This is a genomic window from Mucilaginibacter frigoritolerans (assembly GCF_007830615.1).
GTDB classification, from domain to species: domain Bacteria; phylum Bacteroidota; class Bacteroidia; order Sphingobacteriales; family Sphingobacteriaceae; genus Mucilaginibacter; species Mucilaginibacter frigoritolerans.
This window is the reverse complement of the sequence record NZ_VLLI01000004.1, coordinates 257,226-281,532: the sequence shown is the minus strand read 5'-3', so window position 1 is coordinate 281,532 and position 24,307 is coordinate 257,226. Positions and strand designations below refer to the sequence as shown.

At 40.7% G+C, this 24,307-nt stretch carries 12 protein-coding genes; 5 read left to right on the top strand and 7 right to left on the bottom strand.

The features are described 5' to 3' along the window. Nucleotides 1-30: 30 nt before the first annotated feature. From JN11_RS08795 to JN11_RS08785, 3 genes are all read right to left on the bottom strand, one after another. Complete coding sequence (locus JN11_RS08795; protein ID WP_144911738.1) at nucleotides 31-4,215, bottom strand: hybrid sensor histidine kinase/response regulator transcription factor; 4,185 nt, start codon at nucleotides 4,213-4,215, stop codon at nucleotides 31-33. Nucleotides 4,216-4,359: 144 nt separating this feature from the next. Continuing rightward, nucleotides 4,360-6,777 (bottom strand): glycoside hydrolase family 31 protein, encoded by a 2,418-nt coding sequence (locus tag JN11_RS08790; RefSeq protein ID WP_144911736.1) that lies wholly within the window; start codon nucleotides 6,775-6,777, stop codon nucleotides 4,360-4,362. Nucleotides 6,778-6,937: 160 nt separating this feature from the next. After that, nucleotides 6,938-7,975, bottom strand: coding sequence for a LacI family DNA-binding transcriptional regulator (locus tag JN11_RS08785; protein WP_144911734.1), 1,038 nt, complete (start codon nucleotides 7,973-7,975; stop codon nucleotides 6,938-6,940). 135 nt (nucleotides 7,976-8,110) lie between these two features. On the opposite strand from JN11_RS08785, the gene JN11_RS08780 reads away from it, so the two are divergent. The 3 genes from JN11_RS08780 to JN11_RS08770 all read left to right on the top strand — a co-directional run bounded on the left by JN11_RS08780 (nucleotide 8,111) and on the right by JN11_RS08770 (nucleotide 12,960). Continuing rightward, nucleotides 8,111-9,592 carry a xylulokinase gene (locus JN11_RS08780; RefSeq protein ID WP_144911732.1) on the top strand — a complete coding sequence of 494 codons (1,482 nt, stop codon included), beginning with the start codon at nucleotides 8,111-8,113 and terminating at the stop codon, nucleotides 9,590-9,592. Between the two features lie 308 nt (nucleotides 9,593-9,900). Further along, a complete protein-coding gene (gene xylA, locus JN11_RS08775) occupies nucleotides 9,901-11,232 on the top strand; it encodes a xylose isomerase (protein WP_144911730.1) in 1,332 nt (443 codons plus the stop codon). Between the two features lie 42 nt (nucleotides 11,233-11,274). Continuing rightward, the gene (locus JN11_RS08770) at nucleotides 11,275-12,960 is read left to right on the top strand and encodes a sodium/sugar symporter (protein ID WP_144911728.1); all 1,686 of its coding nucleotides are present in this window, start codon (nucleotides 11,275-11,277) and stop codon (nucleotides 12,958-12,960) included. An 82-nt stretch (nucleotides 12,961-13,042) separates the two neighbouring features. Here JN11_RS08770 and JN11_RS08765 read toward each other — a convergent pair whose 3' ends face one another. After that, entirely contained in the window at nucleotides 13,043-13,789 is a 747-nt protein-coding gene (locus JN11_RS08765; protein ID WP_144911727.1) for an SDR family NAD(P)-dependent oxidoreductase, read from the bottom strand. Between the two features lie 23 nt (nucleotides 13,790-13,812). Further along, nucleotides 13,813-14,853 carry a LacI family DNA-binding transcriptional regulator gene (locus tag JN11_RS08760; RefSeq protein ID WP_144911725.1) on the bottom strand — a complete coding sequence of 347 codons (1,041 nt, stop codon included), beginning with the start codon at nucleotides 14,851-14,853 and terminating at the stop codon, nucleotides 13,813-13,815. Between the two features lie 368 nt (nucleotides 14,854-15,221). Between JN11_RS08760 and JN11_RS08755 the strand changes: the two genes are divergently transcribed. Then, the gene (locus JN11_RS08755) at nucleotides 15,222-17,396 is read left to right on the top strand and encodes a glycoside hydrolase family 3 N-terminal domain-containing protein (protein ID WP_144911723.1); all 2,175 of its coding nucleotides are present in this window, start codon (nucleotides 15,222-15,224) and stop codon (nucleotides 17,394-17,396) included. A gap of 24 nt (nucleotides 17,397-17,420) precedes the next feature. Continuing rightward, entirely contained in the window at nucleotides 17,421-18,611 is a 1,191-nt protein-coding gene (gene uxuA, locus JN11_RS08750) for a mannonate dehydratase (RefSeq protein WP_144911721.1), read from the top strand. 143 nt (nucleotides 18,612-18,754) lie between these two features. Here uxuA and JN11_RS08745 read toward each other — a convergent pair whose 3' ends face one another. Both JN11_RS08745 and JN11_RS08740 read right to left on the bottom strand, forming a co-directional pair. Next, nucleotides 18,755-20,545, bottom strand: a complete 1,791-nt coding sequence (locus JN11_RS08745) for a RagB/SusD family nutrient uptake outer membrane protein (RefSeq protein ID WP_144911719.1) — start codon at nucleotides 20,543-20,545, stop codon at nucleotides 18,755-18,757. A 19-nt stretch (nucleotides 20,546-20,564) separates the two neighbouring features. Continuing rightward, entirely contained in the window at nucleotides 20,565-23,726 is a 3,162-nt protein-coding gene (locus tag JN11_RS08740) for a SusC/RagA family TonB-linked outer membrane protein (RefSeq protein WP_144911717.1), read from the bottom strand. Between the last annotated feature and the right edge of the window lie 581 nt (nucleotides 23,727-24,307).

Genomic DNA, 24,307 nt, shown 5'->3' with positions numbered 1-24,307 from the left:
CCGCAAATTAATCGGTGATTAAGGGATATATTATTCAAATTCACTAACCGGGTGCAGCGATTCTTTTCCCTTCTTACGGATTTCATTCAGATACTCAGAAGGCAGCGTTCCATATTCTTCTTTAAACACTTTTGAAAAATAGGTGGGGTTATTGAAGCCTACCTCATAAGCAACACTGGCTATGCTCAGCTTGCTTTTTTCCAGCAATTGAACTGCCTTTTTTAAACGGATGGTACGGATACAATCAACGGGCGTTTTGCCGGTTAGGGTTAGCAATCGTTTATAAAGCGAAACTCTGCTCAAGGCCATTTGGCGGCTTAATTCTTCTACAGAGAAATTAGGGTTGGTAATATTATTCTCAATGCAGGTAAGGGTATTTTTCAAAAACTTCTGATCTTCCGAAACAATGTCCATTTCCTGTACCTGTATATCAACCTGCTTTTGGTAGGTTTTTTTGAGCGTTTGCTGCATCTGCAACAGGCCGTTAATTTTCGACAGTAAAATTTCGAAGCTAAACGGCTTGGTCATATAATCATTGGCGCCACTTTCGGTACCGGCCAGCTGATCTTCCTGCTCGGTTAGGGCGGTTAGTAAAATTATGGGGATATGTGCCGTACGGTTATCCTGTCTTATTTTTTTACATAAATCCACCCCATTCATTTCGGGCATGTTAATATCGCTTACAATTAAATCAGGATGCAGTGCCAGTGTTTTTTGCCAGCCATCCTTCCCATTGGCGGCTTCAATAATGTTAAAGGTATGTTTCAAATTATCCTTTAAATAGAAGCGCATATCGTCATTATCCTCTATTAACAATATAGCAGGCTTTTTAGCTGCATCCAGCACATAGTCTGCTTTTTTTGAATTGGCATTAATTTCTTTATCCTGCAGAGGTATTGACACATCTTTAATATGTTCCATACTTACTGGCAGACGCAAGGTAAAGCAGCTACCATCGCCAGGTATACTTTCCACAGCAATATCGCCGCCATGCATTTTCACAAACTCTTTACTGATGGATAAACCGATACCGCTTCCCTGGTTTAACAAGCTTTCGGGCAAAGTATCCTGAAAAAAGCGTTCAAATATTTTCGCCTGCTTGTCTTTGGCAATACCGATACCTGTATCTATTATTTTTATCTCCAGTAACTGTTCGTTGCTATTGGTAGTATCACCACTATTAGCCAGACTTAAGAAAACGCTTATATGGCCGCCCGAAGGGGTGAATTTAAATGCGTTTGAAAGCAGATTAAATAATACACGTTCAATTTTATCATGATCAAAACTGGTGGTTATTGAATTTACTTCGCTATCAAATACATAATCAATATGATTTTGCTCGGCCATATCGGTAAACGAGGAGCAAACATCCTGTATAAACTGGATGATATCACCTTTTTTCAGATTCAGCTTCAGTTCATTGAACTCCATTTTTCTAAAATCGAGCAGTTGGTTAACCAGGTTTAATAAACGGGCCCCGTTTCTTTTTATCATTAAAAGTTGTTGCTGCTGCGCCGGTTTGTCGTTATTTTTAATGAGCGTATCAATTGGTGATATGATTAGTGATAAAGGGGTGCGGAACTCATGACTTACATTGGTAAAAAACTTAATTTTCATCAAATCCAGCTCGTGCATGCGGCGTGCTTCTTCGCGCTCCTTGGCTATTTTGCGTTCGGCCTCCAATTGAGCCTGTTTTAGCTCAAAGCTCTTTTTCAATTTAACTATCCCTCTATGACGGATGTAGAACAGCAGACCAATAATCATCATTGCATAAAATACATAGGCAATTGTTGATTTATAAAAGGGTGGTAATACTGTAATATTTAAGGTGGTTAAACTAAAATTGCCCGGGTCATTAGCGTTATTAGCTCTCACTTTAAAAACATAATCGCCGGCATCTAAATTGGTATAGGTGGCTTTGGGTGAGTTTTTTGGAGTTACCAGCCATTCTTTGTCAAAGCCTTCCAGTTTATATTGATAGGTTATTTTATTGGGATTAAAATAATCGCATGCTGCAAATTCCAGACTAAACACATTTTCATTGTGATTGAATACCAGTGACTGAGACCCGGTGATTGATTTTTGTAAAACCACATGCCCCGCAACAGTATCGCCCACCTTAACACTTTTATTAAACAGCTGTAAATCTGTAAATATCAGTTTAGGTTTCAGCGCATAGCTGTGTATACTTTCCGGATTGAATAGATTAAACCCGTGGGCGCCACCAAATATCATATTACCATTCCTGGTTTCTAAAGCAGCATTTGCATTGTACTCATTGCCCTGCAAACCATCAAACTCATCGTATTTTTTAATGGTATATTTAAAGCTTTTATCATCTTTTATCAGGTTGATATTAACCACACCGTTGGCTGTACTTAGCCAAATGTTTCCATTTTTATCTTCCAGAATATTCCATACGTTACTGCTGGGCAATCCTTTTTTGTCATCAATATTGATAAACTTTCCGTTTTGGACATTTAAAATACTTACCCCCTCTTTTGTCCCAATCCACATCAGACCCCTGTCATCCTGAAAAATTCTGTTTACATCATTATCAATTAAACTATTGGGGTTGCCGGGATTATTAATATAATGCTTAACCCTGCCGGTATTTGCCTCAATTACATCAATCCCCTTATCCCGTCCTATCCATATATTTTTTTTCTTATCGGTATATAAAACGGCTGTATAGTCGGATAGCATGTTATAGTGCGGGTGTTTAAAGCTGTTGGTTGCAGCATCATAAACATTAAGTCCACCAGCAAATGTGCCTACCCACAAAGCGCCCGATGCATCTTCTGTAAAACTATAAACCCTATCATCTGAGATACTTGAAGGCACATTATCTTTATGACGATAATGGGTAAACTCATTGCCATCCAAACGGTCCAATCCGCCAAAATAGGTACCGATCCATAATTTATGCTGATGATCAATGTAAAGGTTAACAATTACATCATTCGACAGGCTTTTTGAGTTACGCGGATCATGACTATATTGAGTATATTTTTTTGTGGTGATGTTGTAGAATATTAAGCCGCCGCCATTGGTGCCTATCCATAAATTACCTGCTGCATCTTCAACAAAGCAGTCAACATCTTCATAAGGCAGGCTTTCGCTATTGGAATCATAATGCCTGATGAGCGGAAACTGAATAATATCCTTATGAAAATAACTAATGCCCTGTTTATACGTTCCCGCCCAAATAATACCAGCATTGTCTTTATACAGCATTACGCAGTTGCCTCTTAATGATTTGGAGTCATCATCCCTGTTCAACAGGTAGCTAACCTTATGGGTAGATTCATTAATAAGGTTAATACCACCATGATCGGTACCGAGCCATATATTATTATTATCGCCCTGAACCACGTTATTAATTACGTTAGAATTGAGACGAATTTCGGGACTATCCTTATCATAATGTTTTAATGAATTATTTTGGGTGTTATAGGTATAAACCCCAAGAAGGCTGCCGGTAGCATAAATCCACAAATTATGGTCGGTTCCTAATATGGCTGCATATAACTCGGGCTTGTTGTTATTGGCTTTATTTAAAACATTGTCTGTAAGCAGGATTTTGTTGTTCCGGGTATCCAGCTTATCAATAACACCATCCTTATAAATTAACCATACTACATTATCAGTACCTCCAACTACCTCTGTAACGTAGTTAGAGTGTAATGCTATTTTTGAGTTGTTAGCAGCATTATAAAAAATGGTTGTTTTATTTTGAGGATTATAGCAATACACCCCATCATTTTGAGTTAAAAACCAAAAACGACCCTCGTTATCTTTTTTTATAGCGGTTAGCTTAGTGGTATTTACTTTATATTTTAAAAGTTCTTTGGATACATCATTGGAAAACGCTTCGGTATTTGAATTATAAACGCTGATGCCATTATGTGCATAAACCCACATTTCGTTGCCCGGGCCTTCATAAATATTGATGATAAAATTGCCGGTTAATGAATGGACATTATCCGGATCGTGTTTAAATATTTTAAACTTATAACCATCATAACGATCGAGGCCCGTATTTGTACCAAACCACATAAAGCCATTGGCATCTTTATAAGCACAATTAACCTGGTTATTTGATAAACCATTATTAATATCCAGATATGAAAATTGATAAGCACCACTTTGTGCATACAAACATTGGTGTATAGCAAAAAGTAAAACTACTGGTATAATAATTTTCAGGCGCATAATTATAATTGGTTCAACGTATTTTCAGGACGAAATACCGTTTACTAAGATAAAAATAAATGTTAAAACAACACTAATTGATAAAAAATAAAAAATGCCCCTGCAATCTTTAAAATCGATTGCAGGGGCACTAAAGGGTGTTATTTATAACTTAACTGACAGGGCTTTGCCAGCGTATTTTATGGTTTTATCAAAATTATTTACAGTGCCGGTACCTGATCCGTGGCTGCCTTTTACCAGTACCACATTAAGTGTACGTTGTTTAAGCATGCCCGGAAAACTACCCTTAGTATCTGAAATATTTAGCTGGTGCAGTTTATCATTCCAGGTTAAGGTAAAGGTTGCCGATTGTCCTTTTTCGTAGTTATAACTGTCATTCTCATCCTCATAAATAGTAAACTGTCCGTTTGCTCCCGGGTAAATACGTACTTCAATAACCTTGTTGGTTTTTTGGGTAGCGTATTCAACCTCAGGGCCCATTGGCACTATTGAGCCTGCTTTAACGTATAAAGGTATAATGCTGATAGGCGCTGCTGCCGCGATGGTTTGACCGCCCTGGTATAACTGCCCGGTATAAAAATCATACCATTGAGCCGATGCCGGCAGGTAAACGTTACGTGTGGTTTTGCCTTCGGCTGCCTTTGGCCCTGTATAAAGCTGCTCAGTTACCGGGTTAACCAAAATAGCCGGGCCAAACATATACTGATCCTTAATATTATACACACCCGGATCATTCCTGAAATCGAAAGTAAGGGCGCGCATTATGGTATAATTTTGGCTGGTTACACGGCCTGCAAGCGAATAAACGTAAGGCAGCAAGCGGTAACGCAGTTTATCATATTTTAACAGGATGGCTTTGGTGCTATCATCCCAGTTATTGGAGAACAAAGCTCTTTCGCCCTTGCCGTGGATGCGCATAATAGGACTAAAAGTACCGAACTGGAACCAGCGGGTAAATAGCTCGCGGTAGTCTGGTTTTGACCAATCGGGAATGCCATCAGGCGATACATGCGATATGTAACCACCAATATCTGATGTCCAGTATGGAATACCAGAAACACAAGCATTAATACCTTGCGGAACCTGGTTGCGTAAAGATGAGAAGGTAGTTGTAACATCAGAAGACCATAAAGTAGCGGCATTGCGCTGCTCGCCCGCAAACGACTGCCTGATTAAAAGGAAAGCTCGTTTACCCGGAATATCTTTGCGCCATCCCTCATAAAGGCCCTTTGAATGTTCTAAAGAGTAAGTATTAAAATAATCAATCCCCTTGCCTACCGAAAAATCGGCTTTGCGGCGTTCATCCAGTAATGAGCCGTTATCGGGCTCGCATTGGTCAACCCACCAGGCATCCCATCCATAACGGGCAATTATGCTGTCTTTTGCCTGTTTCCAGTATAATGCACGTGCTTTGGGGTTGTGCGCATCGTAATAAGTATCAAAAGTATGGGTAACAAAATTATCCCAGGTAATGCTTGTTAAATAACCTTTGCTTTTGAGGTCATCAAAGTTATTGGTGCCACTGCCAAATACGGGCCATATGGATATCATGGCATGCATGTTTGCTTTGTGCAGTTCATCAACCATTGCTTTAGGATCAGGATAGCGCTCATGGTTCATGATATGTGAACCAATGGGTAGCGGCGACCACCAGTACCAATCCTGCACAATGGCATCAACCGGGATATGGTTATTGCGGTAATTATTTTTAACCGACAAAATCTCCTCCTGCGTTTTATACCTATCCTGCGATTGGAACAATCCAAATGCCCATTTCGGAAACATAGGAGCCTTACCTGTTGCAATACGGTAAAGGTTAATTATCTGATCAAAATCTGGACCGTAAAAGAAGTAATAATCAACCTGCTTACCACTTTCAGATACATATTTAAATTTAGTGTTCCCGGCTTCGCCACCATAAAAATTGGAGGCAGCATAATTATCCCACAACAGGCCATAACCTTTGGTTGATAACAGTACCGGAATAGCGCCGGTCATGTACTTAATCAGCATTTCCTGATTACGGCCCTTGTAATTTATTGACAATGAATCTTCCGGATGGCAGCCCAGCCCATAAAGTGCCTCATCTGCCGGCGATTTAAATTGTGTGCTAACGTTATAGGTATTGATACCTGCAATGGTTGCAGCCTGCATGGTTTTATTTTCAGTATTATCTTCAGCGGTAATCACCTTCCCATTCTTATCAGCATAAGTTATGGCATTGGTGGCTTTGTTTACGATAAGCTTTAAGCGCGAAGTGGTGATAATAATACTACCATTGGCTTCAGTTACCGAAAAAGTGGTTTTATTGGTCCAGGGGTTATTAACTACAAGTGATTCCTTTTTCTCAAAAGCATCAAATATGGTGTACTTAACTTCAACAATGTCGCTGCTGCATATTTTTATCCTCATCAAACCTTTATCTAATGAAAAGGTTATCCCGGCTGCGTCCTTTTTGTATGATTTAATGGCTGCTTTGGCAGAAAAATTAACTGTAAGGCCAGATAACAGCATTAACAGTGCCCAAATTTTGTTTTTGGCGATCGCTCTTCTTTTTAACATAGTATTTATTAAGTGGTGGCTTTTTAGGTAATACAATTGGTTGTAAATGTATTGATAGCGCCAGTTATCAAATGCTACGAATGTTTAAATATTGTATATGAAATGTTAAATATCCGCAGTAAACAGCAATTATTATGATGAGGATACGGTTATTAGTTATTTAAACCGTTTTTCGTTGGGTTGATGACCGGATAAGCAGTTTAGGTTTAATGCTGATTATTTTAGGTACAACTTCCGTTTCATCTTTATTTTCCATTTCCTGAAAATACAGGTTGGCAACGGTTTTACCCATGTACACACTAAACTGATCAATGGTGGTAATGGATGGGCTGGTAATTTCTGTAAAGGCCTCGTTTGAGTAGCCACAGATGCCTAATTGTGAAGGCACTTTAATGCCCATTACTGATGCTACTTCCAGCACACCGAGTGCCGAAAAATCAGATGTGGAAGCGAAAATGGCATCAGGAGGTTCGGGTAAATTCAATAATTTGCGGGTAGCGTTTGCACCCAATTCTTTTGTCCAGGCATTTTCAATAATCAGCTCGTCCAAAATGGGCATATCGTATTTCTTCAACGCATTCAGGTAACCTACTTTCCGTTGTCTGAAAATTTGCAGGTTCTGTGGTCCTTCAAGCAAAGCTATACGCTTGTAGCCTTGTTCTATCATGTGCGATACCGCTTCAAATGAGGCCTGCTCATTATCGTTTATTACTTTCAATGTTTCCAGTTCATCTGCCACACGGTCAAACTGAATCAGCTCAATACCATTATCTATTACATTTTGCAGGTGCTGATGATCAGAGCTATCAACAGAAAGCGAGATCACAATACAATCAACATGCTGATTAATGAGTGTATTAACACATTTTATCTCTTTACTCTGCAACTCGTTGGACTGGCAGATGATCAGGTTATATCCTTTTTGGTAAGAAGCTTCCTCAATACCGGCAATTACATTGGAAAAAAAGTTTTGATTAATAAAGGGAACCACCACTCCAATTGTTTTTGACTTGCCCTTGCGCAGGTTTGATGCCAGGGTATTGCGCTTGTAGTTTAGTTCGGCTGCGGTTTTAAGGACTAATTTTTTGGTGGCTTCATTAACATGGTTGCTGTTGCTCAATGCTCTTGAAACCGACGAAGCAGCAATATTCAGCTTTTCGGCAATATCATATATGGTAGTTCTTTTTTTACTTTTCATGATTTTTGTAAAAATATGAAAATAAATTTCCGCAATCGATTGCGGATTAAAAAAATAATTTAATTTCGTTGCTGTAAATCATTACCAGTTTATAAACCGTCATTATTAAATAAATTTAAATCATCACCAAAAGTAATGTTACTATTAGGTATAGATATCGGGACCTCGTCCATTAAAGTTTCTGTTGTTGAGGCCGCAACACAAACGGTTGTTGCATCGGCACAATATCCCGATGAGGAGACACCTATTATAGCCGTTAAACCGGGCTGGGCCGAGCAATCGCCTGATATGTGGTGGGAAAATGTACAGCATGCTATTAATTTGTGCCATCATTCGGGCAAATATCAACCTGCTGATATATCGGCTATTGGTATTGCTTACCAGATGCATGGGCTGGTTTTAGTAGATAAGCAGCAACGGGTATTGCGCAACAGCATTATTTGGTGCGATAGCCGCGCTGTTGAAATTGGCGATAAAGCATTTGAAACCATTGGCGAAGAAAAATGCCTTTCGCATCTACTAAACTCTCCCGGAAATTTCACTGCTTCAAAACTGGCATGGGTAAAGAAAAACGAACCAAAAATTTATGAGCAGACAGACAAAATAATGCTGCCCGGCGATTTTATTGCCATGTGTTTAACCGGCGAAATTACCACCTCTGTATCGGCCCTTTCTGAAGGCGTTTTTTATGACTTTTCCGGCAATCGATTGTCTGAAGACGTGACTAACTATTTTGGATTTTCCCTTTCGCTTTTTCCGGAGATCCGTCCGGTGTTTTCTAATCATGGCGGTTTATTGCCCGAAATTGCAAAAGCACTACGCTTAAAAGCGGGTATCCCGGTAGCATATAAGGCAGGCGATCAGCCTAATAATGCGCTTTCACTAAATGTATTAAATCCGGGTGAAGTAGCGGCTACCGCAGGGACATCGGGCGTAATTTATGGCGTGAGCGATCAGCTTGCTTATGACAAACAATCACGGGTTAATACGTTTGCCCACGTTAACTATACTGAAGAACAAAAACGACTGGGCGTATTGCTATGTATTAACGGCACTGGCAGCCTTAATCGCTGGGTAAAAAGCTTATTCGGTACATCGGTAAGTTACCAGCAGATGAATGATGAGGCGGCAGGCGCACCTGTTGGCAGCGACGGACTCCGCATTTTACCTTTTGGCAATGGTGCCGAACGGATGCTGAACAATAAGCTGGTTGGCGTACACCTGCAAAACATCGATCTTAACTTACATACCCGTGCACACCTGTTTAGGGCGGTGCAGGAAGGCATTGCATTTTCATTCCGTTACGGATTGGATATTATGCGCAGCAACGGCATGAATCCATCTGTGATAAGGGCAGGCAAAGCCAACTTGTTTTTAAGCGGCCTTTTTGCAGAAACATTTGTAAATATAACCGGCGTACCTGTTGAGCTTTACAAAAACGATGGCAGTGTTGGTGCAGCATTAGGGGCAGGCATAGGATCACAAATATTTAAATCGCCGGCCGAAGCGTTTAGCAATATGCATCCATTACAATTAATTGAGCCAAAATCACAGCAGTTGGAAACAGCTTATCAGGAATGGAAAGTATTGCTTGAAAAACAGCTGGCAGAACTATAACGATGGGTTTTAAACACAGGGCCTTCGAAAGATGAAGAGGGTGTCAGGAGGCTAAAAAAGAGGGCTGACCCTCTTTTTTGCTGGCAAAAGAGAGGGTGAACGAGCGAAGCAATGTTCGGGTGAGTCAACTCTGCAAGCTGCATTAACGTAAATACATTAGCGGTGTCGACTCATCCCGACGACGCTACGCTGGTCGACCTTCTCTCCGCTTCGCGCAAAGAAGGTAATCATGGCAATTGGAAAACTAAACTATAGAAAGAAATAACAGAAATATAAAATCAATAATCAAATAATTAATTCATACACATATGTCGAACATTACAGTAGGTGAAAAAGAATTTTTCAAGGGAATTGGCCAGGTAAAATACGAAGGGCCACAATCAGATAATCCACTTGCATTCCGCTGGTACGATGCAGATAAAATAGTTGCCGGTAAAAGCATGAAAGATCATTTGCGCTTTGCCTGTGCTTACTGGCACTCCTTCTGCGGTAACGGCGCCGATCCGTTTGGCGAACCTACCCATTTATTTCCATGGGCCACCAAACAGGATGCTGTTGAACGTGCCAAAGATAAAATGGATGCAGCATTTGAGTTTATCACCAAAATGAACCTGCCTTATTATTGTTTTCATGATGTTGATGTGGTTGACTATACCAACGACGTGAACGACAATGAAAAACGCCTGCAGGCTTTGGTTGAATATGCCAAACAAAAACAAGCGGCAAGCGGTGTAAAATTATTATGGGGAACAGCCAACCTGTTTTCGAACAGAAGATACATGAATGGTGCAGCAACCAATCCTGATTTTCATGTACTGAGCCATGCAGGTGCACAGGTTAAGGCAGCTATGGATGCTACCATTGCTTTAGGCGGCGAAAACTATGTTTTCTGGGGTGGTCGCGAAGGCTATATGTCATTGCTGAATACCAATATGAAACGTGAGCAGGAACATCTGGCCAAATTTTTACATACCGCAAAAGATTATGCCCGCAAACAAGGCTTTAAAGGAACGTTCTTTATTGAGCCCAAACCTTGCGAGCCAACCAAACATCAGTATGATTATGATGCGGCTACTGTATTAGGCTTCTTACAGAAATACGATTTGATAAACGACTTTAAACTTAACCTTGAAGTTAACCACGCTACTTTGGCTGGGCATACTTTTCAGCATGAGTTACAGGTAGCTGCTGATGCCGGTTTATTGGGCTCGATGGATGCTAACCGTGGCGATTATCAAAATGGCTGGGATACCGATCAGTTTCCGAACAATATTAATGAAGTTGCCGAAACCATGCTGATTGTATTGGAAGCTGGCGGTTTTCAGGGAGGCGGTATCAACTTTGATGCTAAGATCCGCAGAAACTCAACTGACCCGGCCGACTTATTCTACGCACACATTGGCGGCATGGATATTTTTGCAAGGGCTTTAGTTATTGCTGATCAGATTCTGCAAAAATCAGATTACAAAAAAATCAGAGCAGACAGGTATGCCTCATTTGACAGTGGTAAAGGAAAAGCTTTTGAAGAAGGAAAACTTACTTTAGAAGATTTAAGAAACTTTGCTGCCGAAAATGGTGAACCTAAAACCATCAGCGGTAAACAAGAGTATTTGGAGAACCTGATAAATCGTTACATTTAGTTCGTAATTTTCAAACCAACCAATAAAACCTAAAAATAAATTATGAACAAACAATTAACAACTGCTGATATCCTGATATTTATTGTCTATTTTTTAATAGTATCTCTTTACGGATATTGGGTATACCGGCGTAAAAAAACCGGGGATGCAACATCCAAAGAGTACTTTTTAGCCGCAGGTTCCCTTACCTGGTGGGCAATTGGCTCATCACTCATCGCCTCTAACATTTCGGCCGAACAAATGGTAGGAATGAGCGGTAACGGATTTAAAATGGGCATAGCCATTGCTACTTATGAATGGATGGCCGCTGCTACACTGGTAATAGTTGCCATATTTTTCATCCCGGTATATCTTAAAAATAAGATTTATACCATGCCTCAATTCCTTAGTCAGCGGTACAACGGAACCGTGGCTATGATTATGGCGGTATTTTGGTTATTGCTGTATGTAATTGTTAATTTAACGTCCATATTATTTTTAGGTGCATTGGCGGTTCATACCATATCAGGCATTGATACCTGGATATGTATATTGGGCCTGGCCACATTTGCCGTTTTTATTACACTGGGCGGCATGAAGGTTATTGGCTATACCGATGTTATCCAGGTTTTCTTTTTAATACTGGGTGGTTTGGTTACTACCTATATTGCCATTAACCTGGTATCAACACATTATCATACTTCGGGTATTTTTAACGGCCTTAAGCTGATGGGTAGCCAGGCCAGCGATCACTTCCACATGATTTTGCATAGGGATAATCCTAATTATTCCTCATTGCCGGGCCTTACCGTATTAATTGGCGGTATGTGGATTGTGAACCTTAACTATTGGGGTTGCAACCAATACATTACCCAACGTGCTTTAGGTGCCGATTTAAAAACTGCCCGCAGCGGTATTCTCTTTGCAGCATTCTTAAAATTATTAATGCCGGTTATTGTGGTATTGCCTGGTATTGCTGCTTACATACTTTATAAAGAAAATGTATTTCATAGCGAGTTAATGCAAAACGGTGAGTTAAATCCCGACAGATCATACCCCGTTTTGCTTAACTTATTGCCTTCGGGATTAAAGGGCTTATCGTTTGCAGCGCTTACCGCAGCAGTTGTTGCCTCACTGGCAGGCAAGGCTAATAGTATTGCCACCATTTTTACCATGGACATCTACAAAAAATTCAACCCAGCCATGACCGATAAAAAAATGGTAGTAGTTGGTAAAATTACGGTAGTAGTAGCCATGATAGTTGGTGTTTTAATATGCACCCATTTAGGGATCGACAAAAAAGGTGGTTTTGATTTTATACAGGAATATACCGGGTTTGTATCGCCGGGTATTTTTGCCATGTTTATCCTTGGTTTCTTCTGGAAAAAGAGCACCTCAAACGCGGCACTTTTTTCAACCATTGGCGGGTTTCTACTTTCGGTGATCTTTAAATGGATGCCCCAATATATCAACCTGGAGTTTCTGAAAAACTACGGTTTCTCCACACTGGTAACTCAAAAAGATGGCGTAACTAAGTTATATGAAATCCCTTTTCTTGACCGTATGGGAATAGTATTTGTAATTTGTATAGTTGGCATGTACATTATTTCGATGATTGAAAATGCCAAAGGCACCAAAGTAAATGCACTCGAAGTGGATACCAAAATGTTTCGTACATCAACCGGCTTTGCCGTTGGTGCTACTCTTATAACAGGCATACTGGTAGCACTCTACACCATTTTCTGGTAAGCTATTTTACACATAGCCCTAAAACAAAAACAGCGATGAATTTAAAACTCATCGCTGTTTTTTTATGCTTTTTAAGCTGATTTTAAAACCCTATCGAATTCCCACCATCAACAGGAATAATAACACCGGTTACATATTTAGCCCCATCTGATGCAAGATAGAGTATCGCTTCGGCAATATCCTCCGGCTCACCGAGCTTTGCCATTGGGGTACGTGAAAGTACTTTTCTTTTACGCTCCGGATCGCTATCCAGTGCCTTTGCCGACATATTGGTAGCTATAAAACCCGGCGCCACACAATTTACCCTGATGCCCTGGGGCGATAATTCAACCGCCATAGCTTTAGTCATTCCTTCAATAGCACTTTTTGCTGCGGTATATGAAATTACATAAGGGATACCATATTGCGCCGCCATTGAGCTGATATTGATGATAGTACCTGATTTTTTGCTTAGCATTGCTTTAGCCACCTCCCGGCTCAATACAAATACCGAGGTTAAGTTAGTTTGGATAATTTGCTGAAAATCTTCATCAGTAACCTCGGTAAAAGCCTTTTTTTGGTTGATACCTGCATTGTTAACTAATATATCAATCTGTCCGTGTTCAGCTATTATTTCTGTTATTAATTGGGGAATCTCTTTTAAATTACCCAAATCAAAAACCTTATAGGTACAAAGTTCGCCAAGGCTACCGGCTACTTCGGCCAGGTTCTTTTCATTACGGCCAATAATAATGGTTTTAATATTGTTCTCAACAAATTTTTTAGTAGTGGCCAATCCCAATCCGGATGCGCCGCCGGTAACAATTGCCAGCTTTATTTTTTTATCCATTTAACTGTTAACAATAAATATTTTTATGTTTTGCTGCCTTTTTTTAATGATGATTCCCTGATAATCAATTCCGACCGTAGTATGAGGCTTTGTGTTTTTTGCAGATCATCATTATTTACCAAGTGATTAATCATAATACGGGCTGCAGTTTCGCCCATTTCATATCCTTTATAATCAATGGTAGTTAAGTTAGGTTCAATTACGCACGATGTTGGGTCGTTATTAAAACCTGCAAAAGCAATATCATCAGGTATTTTTATGTCTTGCTTTTTCATTGCCTGCATACAGCTAATGGCGCAAATATCATTTGCTACAAATACACCATCGGGCCTAACCGGTAAGTTCAGCAACTGATTTGCTGCTTCATTACCAGCCCTGGCGCTTAAATCATTAATAATTAAAAGCGTATCATCAAAAGGTACATGATTATCTTTTAGCGCCTGCTGGTAGCCACGCGTACGTTCGGCATATACATTGCGCAACTGGTTACCGCTTATATGCGCTATTCTTTTGCAGCCCTGCTCTATCAGGTGGCTGGTAATATCATAAGCCGCCTTATAATTATTAATGTAGATGCTTGGGCATTTTTCATGTTCATAAATACGGTCAAAAAACACCAATGGAATACCCCTGTTTATAAATGATTCGAAATGGGCAATATCGCTGGTATCATAAGCCAATGATACCATTAAACCATCCACCCGGTTATTGAACATTGCTTTGGCATTACTCACTTCCTTTTTCATTGACTCCAGCGACTGGCTGATGAAAAGGTTATAATTAGCTTCGTTCACTACCTTTTCAATACCGGCAATAACATCGCTCATAAAGCTGCTGTTGAGGCGCGGTACTATTACGCCTATAATGTGACTGCTTTTTTTCCGCAGGTTACTGGCAAAAGAGTTAGATCTGTAACCCATTTCGGCGGCGGCAGCCAGTATTTTCTTTTTTGTATTTTTATTAATAGCCGGGTGATCTTTTAATCCCCTGCTTACTGTTGCAGCTGATATGTTTAACTTATTGGCTATATCGTAAATGGTAACTTCTTTTTCCTGGTCACTCATAAATGGATTGATAATTTTATACGTAAATATACAATCGGTTATATCAAATTATCCGCAAAGCCTGTTTTAACAGCGGCTATTTAATTGTTCAATCTCATTAAATTAAGGGAGCAATAAGCATTTAGCCCCCTCTAAATCTCCCCCAGTAGGGGAGACTTTAGCTTCAACTACATTTATTTTAAGTCCTCCCTACCGGGGAGGATTTAGGAGGGGCTTAACTCCTCACCTTAATTGAGTGAAATAAAATTAAATAACATTTTGCAATCGATTGCAAAAATATAAATTTGTATCAATCTTAATACTTAATTAATTAAAAAATATTAGGCGTCAGGATTACAGATAACCGATAAACCAATTATTAAACCGATATGTATAAACTTAAACTATTGCTGGCAGCAGGTATTTGCTTGTTTTTAAATGCAGCAAATGCACAAAGCATTTTCCTCGATCCATCCAAACCCATAGATGACCGTGTAAAGGATTTGGTATCAAAACTTACTTTAGATGAAAAGGTGCACCAGATGATGAATGCTGCGCCGGCAATTCCCCGTTTAAATATTCCGGCTTATGATTGGTGGAACGAAGCATTGCATGGTGTGGCCCGTTCGGGTGTGGCTACCGTTTTTCCACAAGCTATTGGTTTGGCTGCTACTTTTGATGATCAACTGGCCGGGCAGGAATCATCAGCTATATCTGACGAAGCACGGGCCATGTATAATGCAGCTGAGGCCGATAATTATCACCTGCGTTTTGGAGGCTTAACTTTCTGGACACCCAATATCAATATTTTCCGCGACCCAAGGTGGGGCCGTGGGCAGGAAACCTACGGTGAAGATCCGTTTTTAACCTCAAAAATGGGTGTCGCCTTTATTACCGGCTTACAGGGTACTGATCCCGATCATTTAAAAGTAGCAGCATGTGCCAAGCATTTCGCGGTACACAGCGGACCGGAAAGATTGCGCCATACCTTTAATGCACAGGCATCACCAAAAGATTTGTACGAAACTTATTTACCCGCCTTTAAAGCCCTGGTAAATGCCAACGTGGAAGCGGTAATGTGCGCCTATAACCGTACCAATAACGAGGTTTGCTGTGGCAGCAACCTTTTGCTGGATACCGTATTGCATGATCAATGGCATTTTAAAGGCCATGTGGTATCTGATTGCGGCGCCATTGCCGATTTTTACATGGGCCACCACGTGGTACCAGGACAAGCGGAAGCCGTTGCCCTGGCCGTAAAACATGGTGTTGATTTAAATTGTGGTGATGAATACCCTGCATTGGTAGATGCCGTAAAACGCGGATTGATTACCGAAAAAGAAATTGATGCCGCATTAACCACCTTATTAAAAACCCGTTTTAAACTGGGTCTGTTTGATCCTAAAGGTAGCAGTCCTTATGATAATATACAAACCAGTGTGATCAATAGCGATGCGCACAGGCAATTGGCAAAACAAGTAGCGCTTGAATCTATCGTACTAACAAAAAATAACGGGGTTTTACCTTTAAGGAACGACTTACCAAAATATTATGTAACCGGCCCTAATGCATCAAGCGTTGACGTGTTGCTGGGCAATTATTATGGTGTTAACCCGCAAATGACCACCGTTTTGGAAGGTTTGGCATCCGGTATTTCGCCAGCCAGCCAGATGCAGTATAAAGCCGGTATTTTGCTGGACAGACCCAATGCTAACCCAATAGACTGGACCACCGACGATGCCAAAGCATCGGATGTTACTTTTTTGGTGATGGGCATTAGCGGCATGCTGGAGGGCGAAGAAGGCGAAGCCATTGCCTCACCCAACTTTGGCGACAGGCTGGATTATAACCTGCCACAAAACCAGATAGATTTCCTGAAGAAACTTCGTGCAGGCAATAAACATAAAATTGTGGCCATTGTGACCGGTGGCAGTCCCATGAATTTAGCCGAGGTACAGGATTTGGCCGATGCAGTATTGTTGGTTTGGTATCCGGGTGAAGAAGGTGGACATGCCATTGCAGATATTGTTTTTGGTAAAACATCACCATCGGGCCGTATCCCGGTTACTTTCCCAAAATCGTTGGATCAGTTGCCACCATATGAAGATTACTCCATGAAGGGACGCACCTATCGTTATATGACTGCCGAGCCATTATATCCTTTTGGTTTTGGTTTGAGCTATACCACCTTCAGCTTTACGGATATGAAGTTATCGGCACAAAAAACAAATAAAAAAACACCGCTTAAGGCTGAAGTAACGGTTACCAATACCGGCAAAATGGCATCTGACGAAGTGGTGCAGCTTTACATTACCGTACCGCAAACCGGCAATAATCCACTTTACTCTTTAAAAGGATTTAAACGCATAAAGCTACAACCGGGCGACGCGCAAAAAGTTGAGTTTGACATCACTCCCGAACTATTGCAAAGCATTAAGGACAATGGACAATCAACCGAATTAAGTGGAGATTACCACATTTATATTGCCGACTCAGTACCTACCCAAAGAAGTGCAGATTTAGGGATGAGCAAAGGTGCTGAAGCCGTTTTAACAGTTAAATAAGATAGATTTTTAGAGCATATAAGGATGATTGAAAACTTAGAACAAACCTTCCGTTGGTTTGGTCCTTCGGATGAGGTTACTTTAGCGGCAATTAAGCAAACCGGGGCAACCGGTATTGTAAATGCCCTGCATCATATCCCCAGCGGCAAAATATGGAGTAGCGCCGAAATAAAAAAGCGGAATGATATTATAAAAGCAGCTGGGTTCACATGGTCAGTTGTGGAGAGTGTAAATATCCATGAAAGCATAAAAACTGCCGGGAAGGGTCGCGATCAGCATATTGAGAATTACATACAAACTCTTAAAAATCTGTCAATAGCAAACATCCATACAGTTTGTTATAATTTTATGCCGGTGCTGGACTGGACACGCACCAACCTGGACTTCCGTTTGCCAAACGGGGCATCGGCCCTGAGGTATCATGCACCGGCTGTTGCTGCCTTTGACTTGTATATCTTAGAGCGGCCGGAAGCTTACAATGAATTTACCATTGAACAGCAATTAGAGGCCAAAAAACATCTAAAAACGCTGGATGAGACTGCTAAACAAAACTTGATTAACACCATAATGGCGGGTTTGCCGGGCACTGATGAAGTTTTTACCATTGCCGAGTTTAAAGAACACCTGAAAAAATATGAAGAGGTTGATGCCGCTGTATTAAAAAGCAACCTCGCTTATTTTCTGCGTGCCATTATTCCATACGCGGAAGAGTTTGGCATAAAGATGTGTATCCATCCGGATGACCCTCCGTTCCCGATACTGGGTTTGCCACGGGTTGTATGTACAGAACAGGATCTTTTAGATTTGGTAAATGCCTGCCCCTCTCCTGCCAATGGCATTACCTTTTGTACCGGATCATTGGGCGCAAACGGGAACAATGACCTGCCGGGAATGATTGACCGCCTTGGAGAACACATCCACTTTTTGCACCTACGTAATGTACAACGTGAAGCTGATGGCAGCTTTTATGAAGCCGACCATTTAAATGGCAGCAATGACATGTATGCCGTTATGAAAAGCATCATCAACGAACAAAAAAGACGCAAAGACAAAAGCCGAACCGATATTGCCATTCCTATGCGTCCTGACCATGGGCATAAGTTATTGGATGATTTTAACTATAAAACCTACCCGGGCTATTCGGTTATAGGTCGTTTAAAAGGACTTGCCGAATTAAGAGGTCTGGAAATGGGGATAAAAAGAAGTATTTATTAATAACGTTCATTTTTGAATGCATGAACACCGTGAACACTGACAAAACAATGTCAGCGTTTCTTTTGTTATGAACATTGACAAAAGGAAAAAACAAAGGCCGCCTTTCGGGCAGCCTTTGCAAATAAATCAAATATAATAAACAACTAGTAACCGGGATTTTGAGGCATTGCCGGGCCTGTAAGGATAGCATTAAGCTCATCCTGTGGTATCGGTCTTAAAACATCAAATGACTTAATGTATTGATTAGCCTGAGGGTTATACATGGCTACCCTGCGCAGCAATGATTGGGTACGTACCAGATCATTCCACCTGCGGGGTTCATTGTAAAACTCGCGCGAATATTCATCCAAAATAAAATCAAGCGTAACCTGGCCAGGAGTAATATCCATTGCCAGGGCATCTGAAGTATTTTGCGTGCTGCTTTTGCTTGGGTCATATGCTGCTCTTTCACGTATAATATTCAGATATTTAGCGGCATTGGTATTGTCGCCCAGTTTAAAATAAGCTTCTGCAGCAATAAGGTATGCTTCAGCAAACCTGATAATACAACGCGGGCGTGTTGATGGGTCGTTTGCACCTGTACGGGTTAAGTCATCAAACTTTTTTGTAGTTGGAAACACGGTTGGGCTATACTGGCTAGGTGTAACAATTACTCCCTTAAATTTAGCCCTTTGCGCATCCGTTACTTCATATCCGGGCATCCATATAGCGGTATCTACTCCGCAAATTAAAGTACCCCTTGGCGTAGTAACACTTGGCGAGCCAATAACTGTATTCGTTCCACCGGTTGGTGTGGTATTAGCTATCCATACGGTTTGGAATGTTTTATTGTACCGCGTATCTGCTGATCTTTCAGCAAAAACCTGGGTAAATACATAAGGAGAAGGCATTGCACGACTATAAGGACGGCCATTAGCCACATCCCTGAACATCATGGAAGTGCCGCCGCCTGTATTAAGGTTAATAGGAATAGTTTCCTCATTGTCAGAAGCAGCAGAAGTCATGGTCACGTAGTTCCACCTGAAAAGGTTAGGCAATACGTTTTGCCCATTACCACCAGATGCTCCGGCAGTATAATCGCCATATATGGTGTTGTTATCATGGTCGCTTACCAAAAGCGCTTCTTTACCATAATCATTTGCCTGTGCAAATGCATCGGCATAATTCTGCCATAAATCAACCCCATAAGTGCCTTTATTGGCAATAAGGGTGCTGGCAATAGTTGCAGCCTGTGTAAAGTCATTTGCTTGTGCAACGCTTGACCACCCACGGGTAAGATAAGTTTTAGCCAGCATAAATAGGGCTGTAGATTGTGTAGCTGTTTTCCCTAAAAATGGAGAAGTAACCTGTGCGGGCAATTCTGTACTGGCGTCTGTCAAATCCTGGATGATCTGGTCATAAACGCTGGCTACAGAGGCGCGGGTATCTGAAGTAGTTGCCTGCGTAATAAAGGTGGTGTGTAATGGTACTGCACCGTAAGTAGTTACCAGGTAATAATAACAAAACGCGCGTAAAAATTTGGCCTGGCCAAGGTATTGGTTCAATGTAGCAGCAGGCAAACCTGATGATGGGCCATATTTCAAAACACCGTTCAACGTGTTAATATCCTGATACCAGGTGCCCCAAAAACCGCTGAAAGTTCCGCCATTGATGCCGTTATAGGTACTAAACATACCGTTACTTTGTGCGCTTACACCGGCAAAGTTCTCATCTGTACCCGCATATTGGGTTAATTCAAAACCTTCGGTTCCGTAACTACTGCGTAAATCATTATAAACGCCTGCAATACCCCCTTCAATACCAGCCGGAGTGCCTAAAAATGAGGGGACGATGATTGATTTTGGATTTTCATCCAGTATTTTCTTACAACTAGTTACGCTTAGCAAGCAAGCTACCGTGGTTGTGATGATCGATATTTTATTATATATTTTCATAATTGTAAATTATAATCGGTTAAAATTTCACACTTAGGCCAATATTAAAGTTACGTACCGAGGGGTCGTTAGCATTAACACTCACTTGTCTTGAAGGTGCACCCAGGTAGGATGAACCTTGTGCATTAGCGCCACCACCGTAGCCGTTTCCTTCTGGATCCGGGCCATAACCATTCTTAACAAAAGGAGAATATATGATAAATGGATTTTCGGCAGTAAGATATACCCTTAATGAACTGATGCCCGCACGCGCAAGCAGTTTTGGCTGGAACGAATAGCCCAGGTTAATACTGCGTACTTTTATAAATGAGCCATCAACGTAACCTAAAGTAGAACCATAAAGTGGGGCAGACGCACTGGCATCGGGTTTAGGAAATGCATTGGTTGGGTTGGTAGGTGTCCAGTAATCAACCTTTAGCTGGTTGTTTCTTCCTTGTTCGAAGAAAGAATAACCGCCGGTACCATTATCAGCACCAAGGTATGGCACTTCAACCAGCATACCCATACGGGCATACATGGATATGGCTAAATCAAAACGTTTGTATGAAAACCTATTGGTTAAACCGGCAGTATATTGTGGTTGAAAATTGCCGATAATCTGTTCATCAGCAGGTGTAATTTTACCATCGCCATTTACATCTTCAACTCTTATCTGACCTGGCACCTGAACCGGCGATGTTTGTTTTGCAAGAGCCGGATCACCGGTCTGCCAGATACCGATCTTTTTATAATCATAAATTACTGTTGAAGGATATCCTACAAACCACCCGTCAGGTATATCAACCAAACTTCCATTTGGTAGTGCTGTTACTTTATTTCTGTCGAAAGATATATTAAAATCAGTAGTCCAGGTAAATCCATCATGGGTTTGTATGTTGATGCTGCTTAAGGTTATTTCCAAACCTTTGTCATTCGTTTTGCCAAGGTTCGAAATCTGGCTGGTAGCGCCATTACTTGCCGGCAATATGTTTGACACCAATATATTCTTGGTATCCTGGTTATAAACATCAATGGTACCGGTTAAACGGTTCTTTAATACACCAAAATCTAAACCAAAGTTAAACTCTCCGGTTGACTGCCATGTTAAATTGGTATTAGCCAGTGTAGTTACGGTGTATGCTGCTGACTGACCTGCGGTACTTGTACCAAAATTATAGTAATTGGTAGAAAGAGCACCCAGTGTTTGATATGGCGCACTACCCTGGTTACCGGTTACACCATAGCTGGCCCTTAATTTAAGGTTATCAAAAGTGGTGGTATTTTTCATCCATTGCTCATTGATAATGTTCCAACCCAATGCTACTGCAGGGTAAGTAAGGTATTGGTGCCCTGGTGCCAATACCGATGCACCATCACGACGTACGGTAGCGGTAATCAGGTAGCGATCGTCAAAGCCGTAATTTACGCGGGCCATTTCTGATAATAAACCTCTTTCAGCAAAGTAATTGGCTGTAGGATTAACGGTGGCAGAGGTTGCGTTGATTGTACCTGCAAGGGAAAGGTTTTTATCCTGAATATAGTCGGCTGGCAAACCAATGCCGTTAAACTGAGAGTTTTGCGTATGGTCTTTCTGCGAACTGAATAAGGCAGTAACAGTAAGGTGATGTTTTTTCGCAAACACCTTATCGTAAGTCAACAAGTTTTCAATGGTGTAGGTATAAGCCTCATCATTAGTAACCTGGGCAGTGGCCTGGGCAAGGGTAGTAATATTGCTGTTGGCATAAGTATAGGCCCCGGTGTAGTTACCGCCATTTACCTGGGTAAAGTCCAAACCTACGTTAATACGATATTTTAAATCTTTCAAAATATTTACTTCGCCGTATAAACTGTTAAAAGTTCTTAGCTCTCTTGTATTTGAGTAGATGGCACTGGCATCAGTTTTAAGTGTTAACGGGTTAACTGTTGATGCATCTGTAGAGCCGGCCTGCGGTAAAAGATTTAAAGAGCCATCGGCATTGTATGGAGATGTTAAGGGACTTAATCTCATCAATCCGCTGGTAATTCCGGTACCACCGGGATTGTTGTTGTAGCTTAAGGTAGTTAAACTGTTAATACCCACTTTAACTACATCATTTATTTTGCGATCAATAGTGGTACGCAATGAATACCGGGTAAAGTTTTGGTTTGGTATAGTTGCAGTTTGATATAAATAACCAGCAGCCATGCCATATTGTGTATTATCATCACCACCAGATAAGGTGATGTTTTGATTTAAATTATGACCGGTTTGATAAATAAGTTTTTGCCAGTCAGTTGAAGTCCCGCTTTTAACACCGGCCTGTTCGGCAGGGGTTAAGGGATAACCGCTTGAACCTGGGCTTAAAGTGTTTAGTTGAGCAGAATATGCTTTAAACTGTGCGTATTCAGGACCGTTAAATACCTTTAATTCGCCTAATATATTGGAGTTACCATAGTACATATTATAGCTCACTGTGGCTTTGCCTTTAGTGCCCCTTTTGGTGGTTATTAATATAACCCCGTTAGATCCTCTTGATCCATATATGGCTGTGGCCGATGCATCTTTCAATATGTCCAGACTTTGAATATTGTCCTGATCAAGGTCGTTGATGTTTCCACCAAAGGGTATTCCGTCAACCACTATCAACGGCTGGTCAAGACTGTTCAGTGCACTTGAACTGGTTGATAATGAACGGCTGCCCCTGATGCGGATCTGATCTGGACTACCCAGTCCGGAGCCATTGCTTACAATGTCAACACCTGCAGCCTGACCCTTTAACTGGTCAACCACATTTGTTGAGGGAGCCAATGCTAAAGTGGCCCCACTAACGGTAGCAATTGCGCCGGTAACATCACGTTTTTTCTGTGTACCATAACCTACAACTATTACCTCATTAAGGTTATTGGGCGATGGAACCAGCGTTATTTTCAAATTATTGCTGTTGGGTTTAAGCAGCGTTTCCTGTGTAACATACCCCAGATATGATACTACCAAGGTTGCGTTGGCAGGAGCCTGGATACTGAATTTTCCTTCAACATCTGTTGAGGTAGCACCTTGAAGATTTTTCAGTTTTACCGTAGCGCCAATTACGGCCATTCCTTTTTCGTCAATCACGGTACCTTTTATGGCAGTGGTTTGCGCCCGAAGGGATAAAGAAAACAGGTTAAGGCTTATCAGCATCAATAATCCGCTCCAGTATTTAATTAGTCTAAGTTTTTTCATAATTCATTTTATATAAAAGGTTAGTTGATTGGTACGGTTAGCATACAGGCTTTGGATACCTGTAGGTAAATCATTTTATCCGGGGCATTTTGGACAGGTTTTATACATGGCTATCGGTTAATTAATTTTATTTAGGTTGCCTTTTATAATAGCACAGATATTAACCGTAAAACCAGCAGGTGTAATTATTGCCTTTACAAGCAATATTATAATCTACCAGCACATGGTACTCCCCCTGAAAAACTACTATTAAAGAAAAATTATAATTGGTAAATAATCTTGGAATAAATGTAGAAAAGAAAAATTAAAAATGCAATCGATTGCAATAAATTTTAAAAAAATATTTTCATTGCCAAATATTAAGTATCCAGCACATTCAATCTTTTATTATTTTGATAACTCAACTATAATTATTTAATCAAATTAATAATTTACTCATTAATTAGCTTATAATATGATACTTAAAAAGCCTTATAAGTTAATCAGCTAAAATCGTGGCCGAGTTATTTTTTTCGCAAAACGATGAAAAACCACAATTGGCTTTTTCGGTAAGATGCTTGTTACGAAGTCATTTTCAACTT

Bases quoted from the DNA above. Each gene is read 5' to 3' on its own strand.
- JN11_RS08740 (WP_144911717.1), bottom strand. From the start codon at position 23,726: ATGAAAAAACTTAGACTAATTAAATACTGGAGCGGATTATTGATGCTG.
- JN11_RS08780 (WP_144911732.1), top strand. From the start codon at position 8,111: ATGTTACTATTAGGTATAGATATCGGGACCTCGTCCATTAAAGTTTCT.
- JN11_RS08745 (WP_144911719.1), bottom strand. From the start codon at position 20,545: ATGAAAATATATAATAAAATATCGATCATCACAACCACGGTAGCTTGC.
- JN11_RS08785 (WP_144911734.1), bottom strand. From the start codon at position 7,975: ATGAAAAGTAAAAAAAGAACTACCATATATGATATTGCCGAAAAGCTG.
- xylA (WP_144911730.1), top strand. From the start codon at position 9,901: ATGTCGAACATTACAGTAGGTGAAAAAGAATTTTTCAAGGGAATTGGC.
- JN11_RS08770 (WP_144911728.1), top strand. From the start codon at position 11,275: ATGAACAAACAATTAACAACTGCTGATATCCTGATATTTATTGTCTAT.
- JN11_RS08765 (WP_144911727.1), bottom strand. From the start codon at position 13,789: ATGGATAAAAAAATAAAGCTGGCAATTGTTACCGGCGGCGCATCCGGA.
- JN11_RS08760 (WP_144911725.1), bottom strand. From the start codon at position 14,853: ATGAGTGACCAGGAAAAAGAAGTTACCATTTACGATATAGCCAATAAG.
- uxuA (WP_144911721.1), top strand. From the start codon at position 17,421: ATGATTGAAAACTTAGAACAAACCTTCCGTTGGTTTGGTCCTTCGGAT.
- JN11_RS08790 (WP_144911736.1), bottom strand. From the start codon at position 6,777: ATGTTAAAAAGAAGAGCGATCGCCAAAAACAAAATTTGGGCACTGTTA.
- JN11_RS08795 (WP_144911738.1), bottom strand. From the start codon at position 4,215: ATGCGCCTGAAAATTATTATACCAGTAGTTTTACTTTTTGCTATACAC.
- JN11_RS08755 (WP_144911723.1), top strand. From the start codon at position 15,222: ATGTATAAACTTAAACTATTGCTGGCAGCAGGTATTTGCTTGTTTTTA.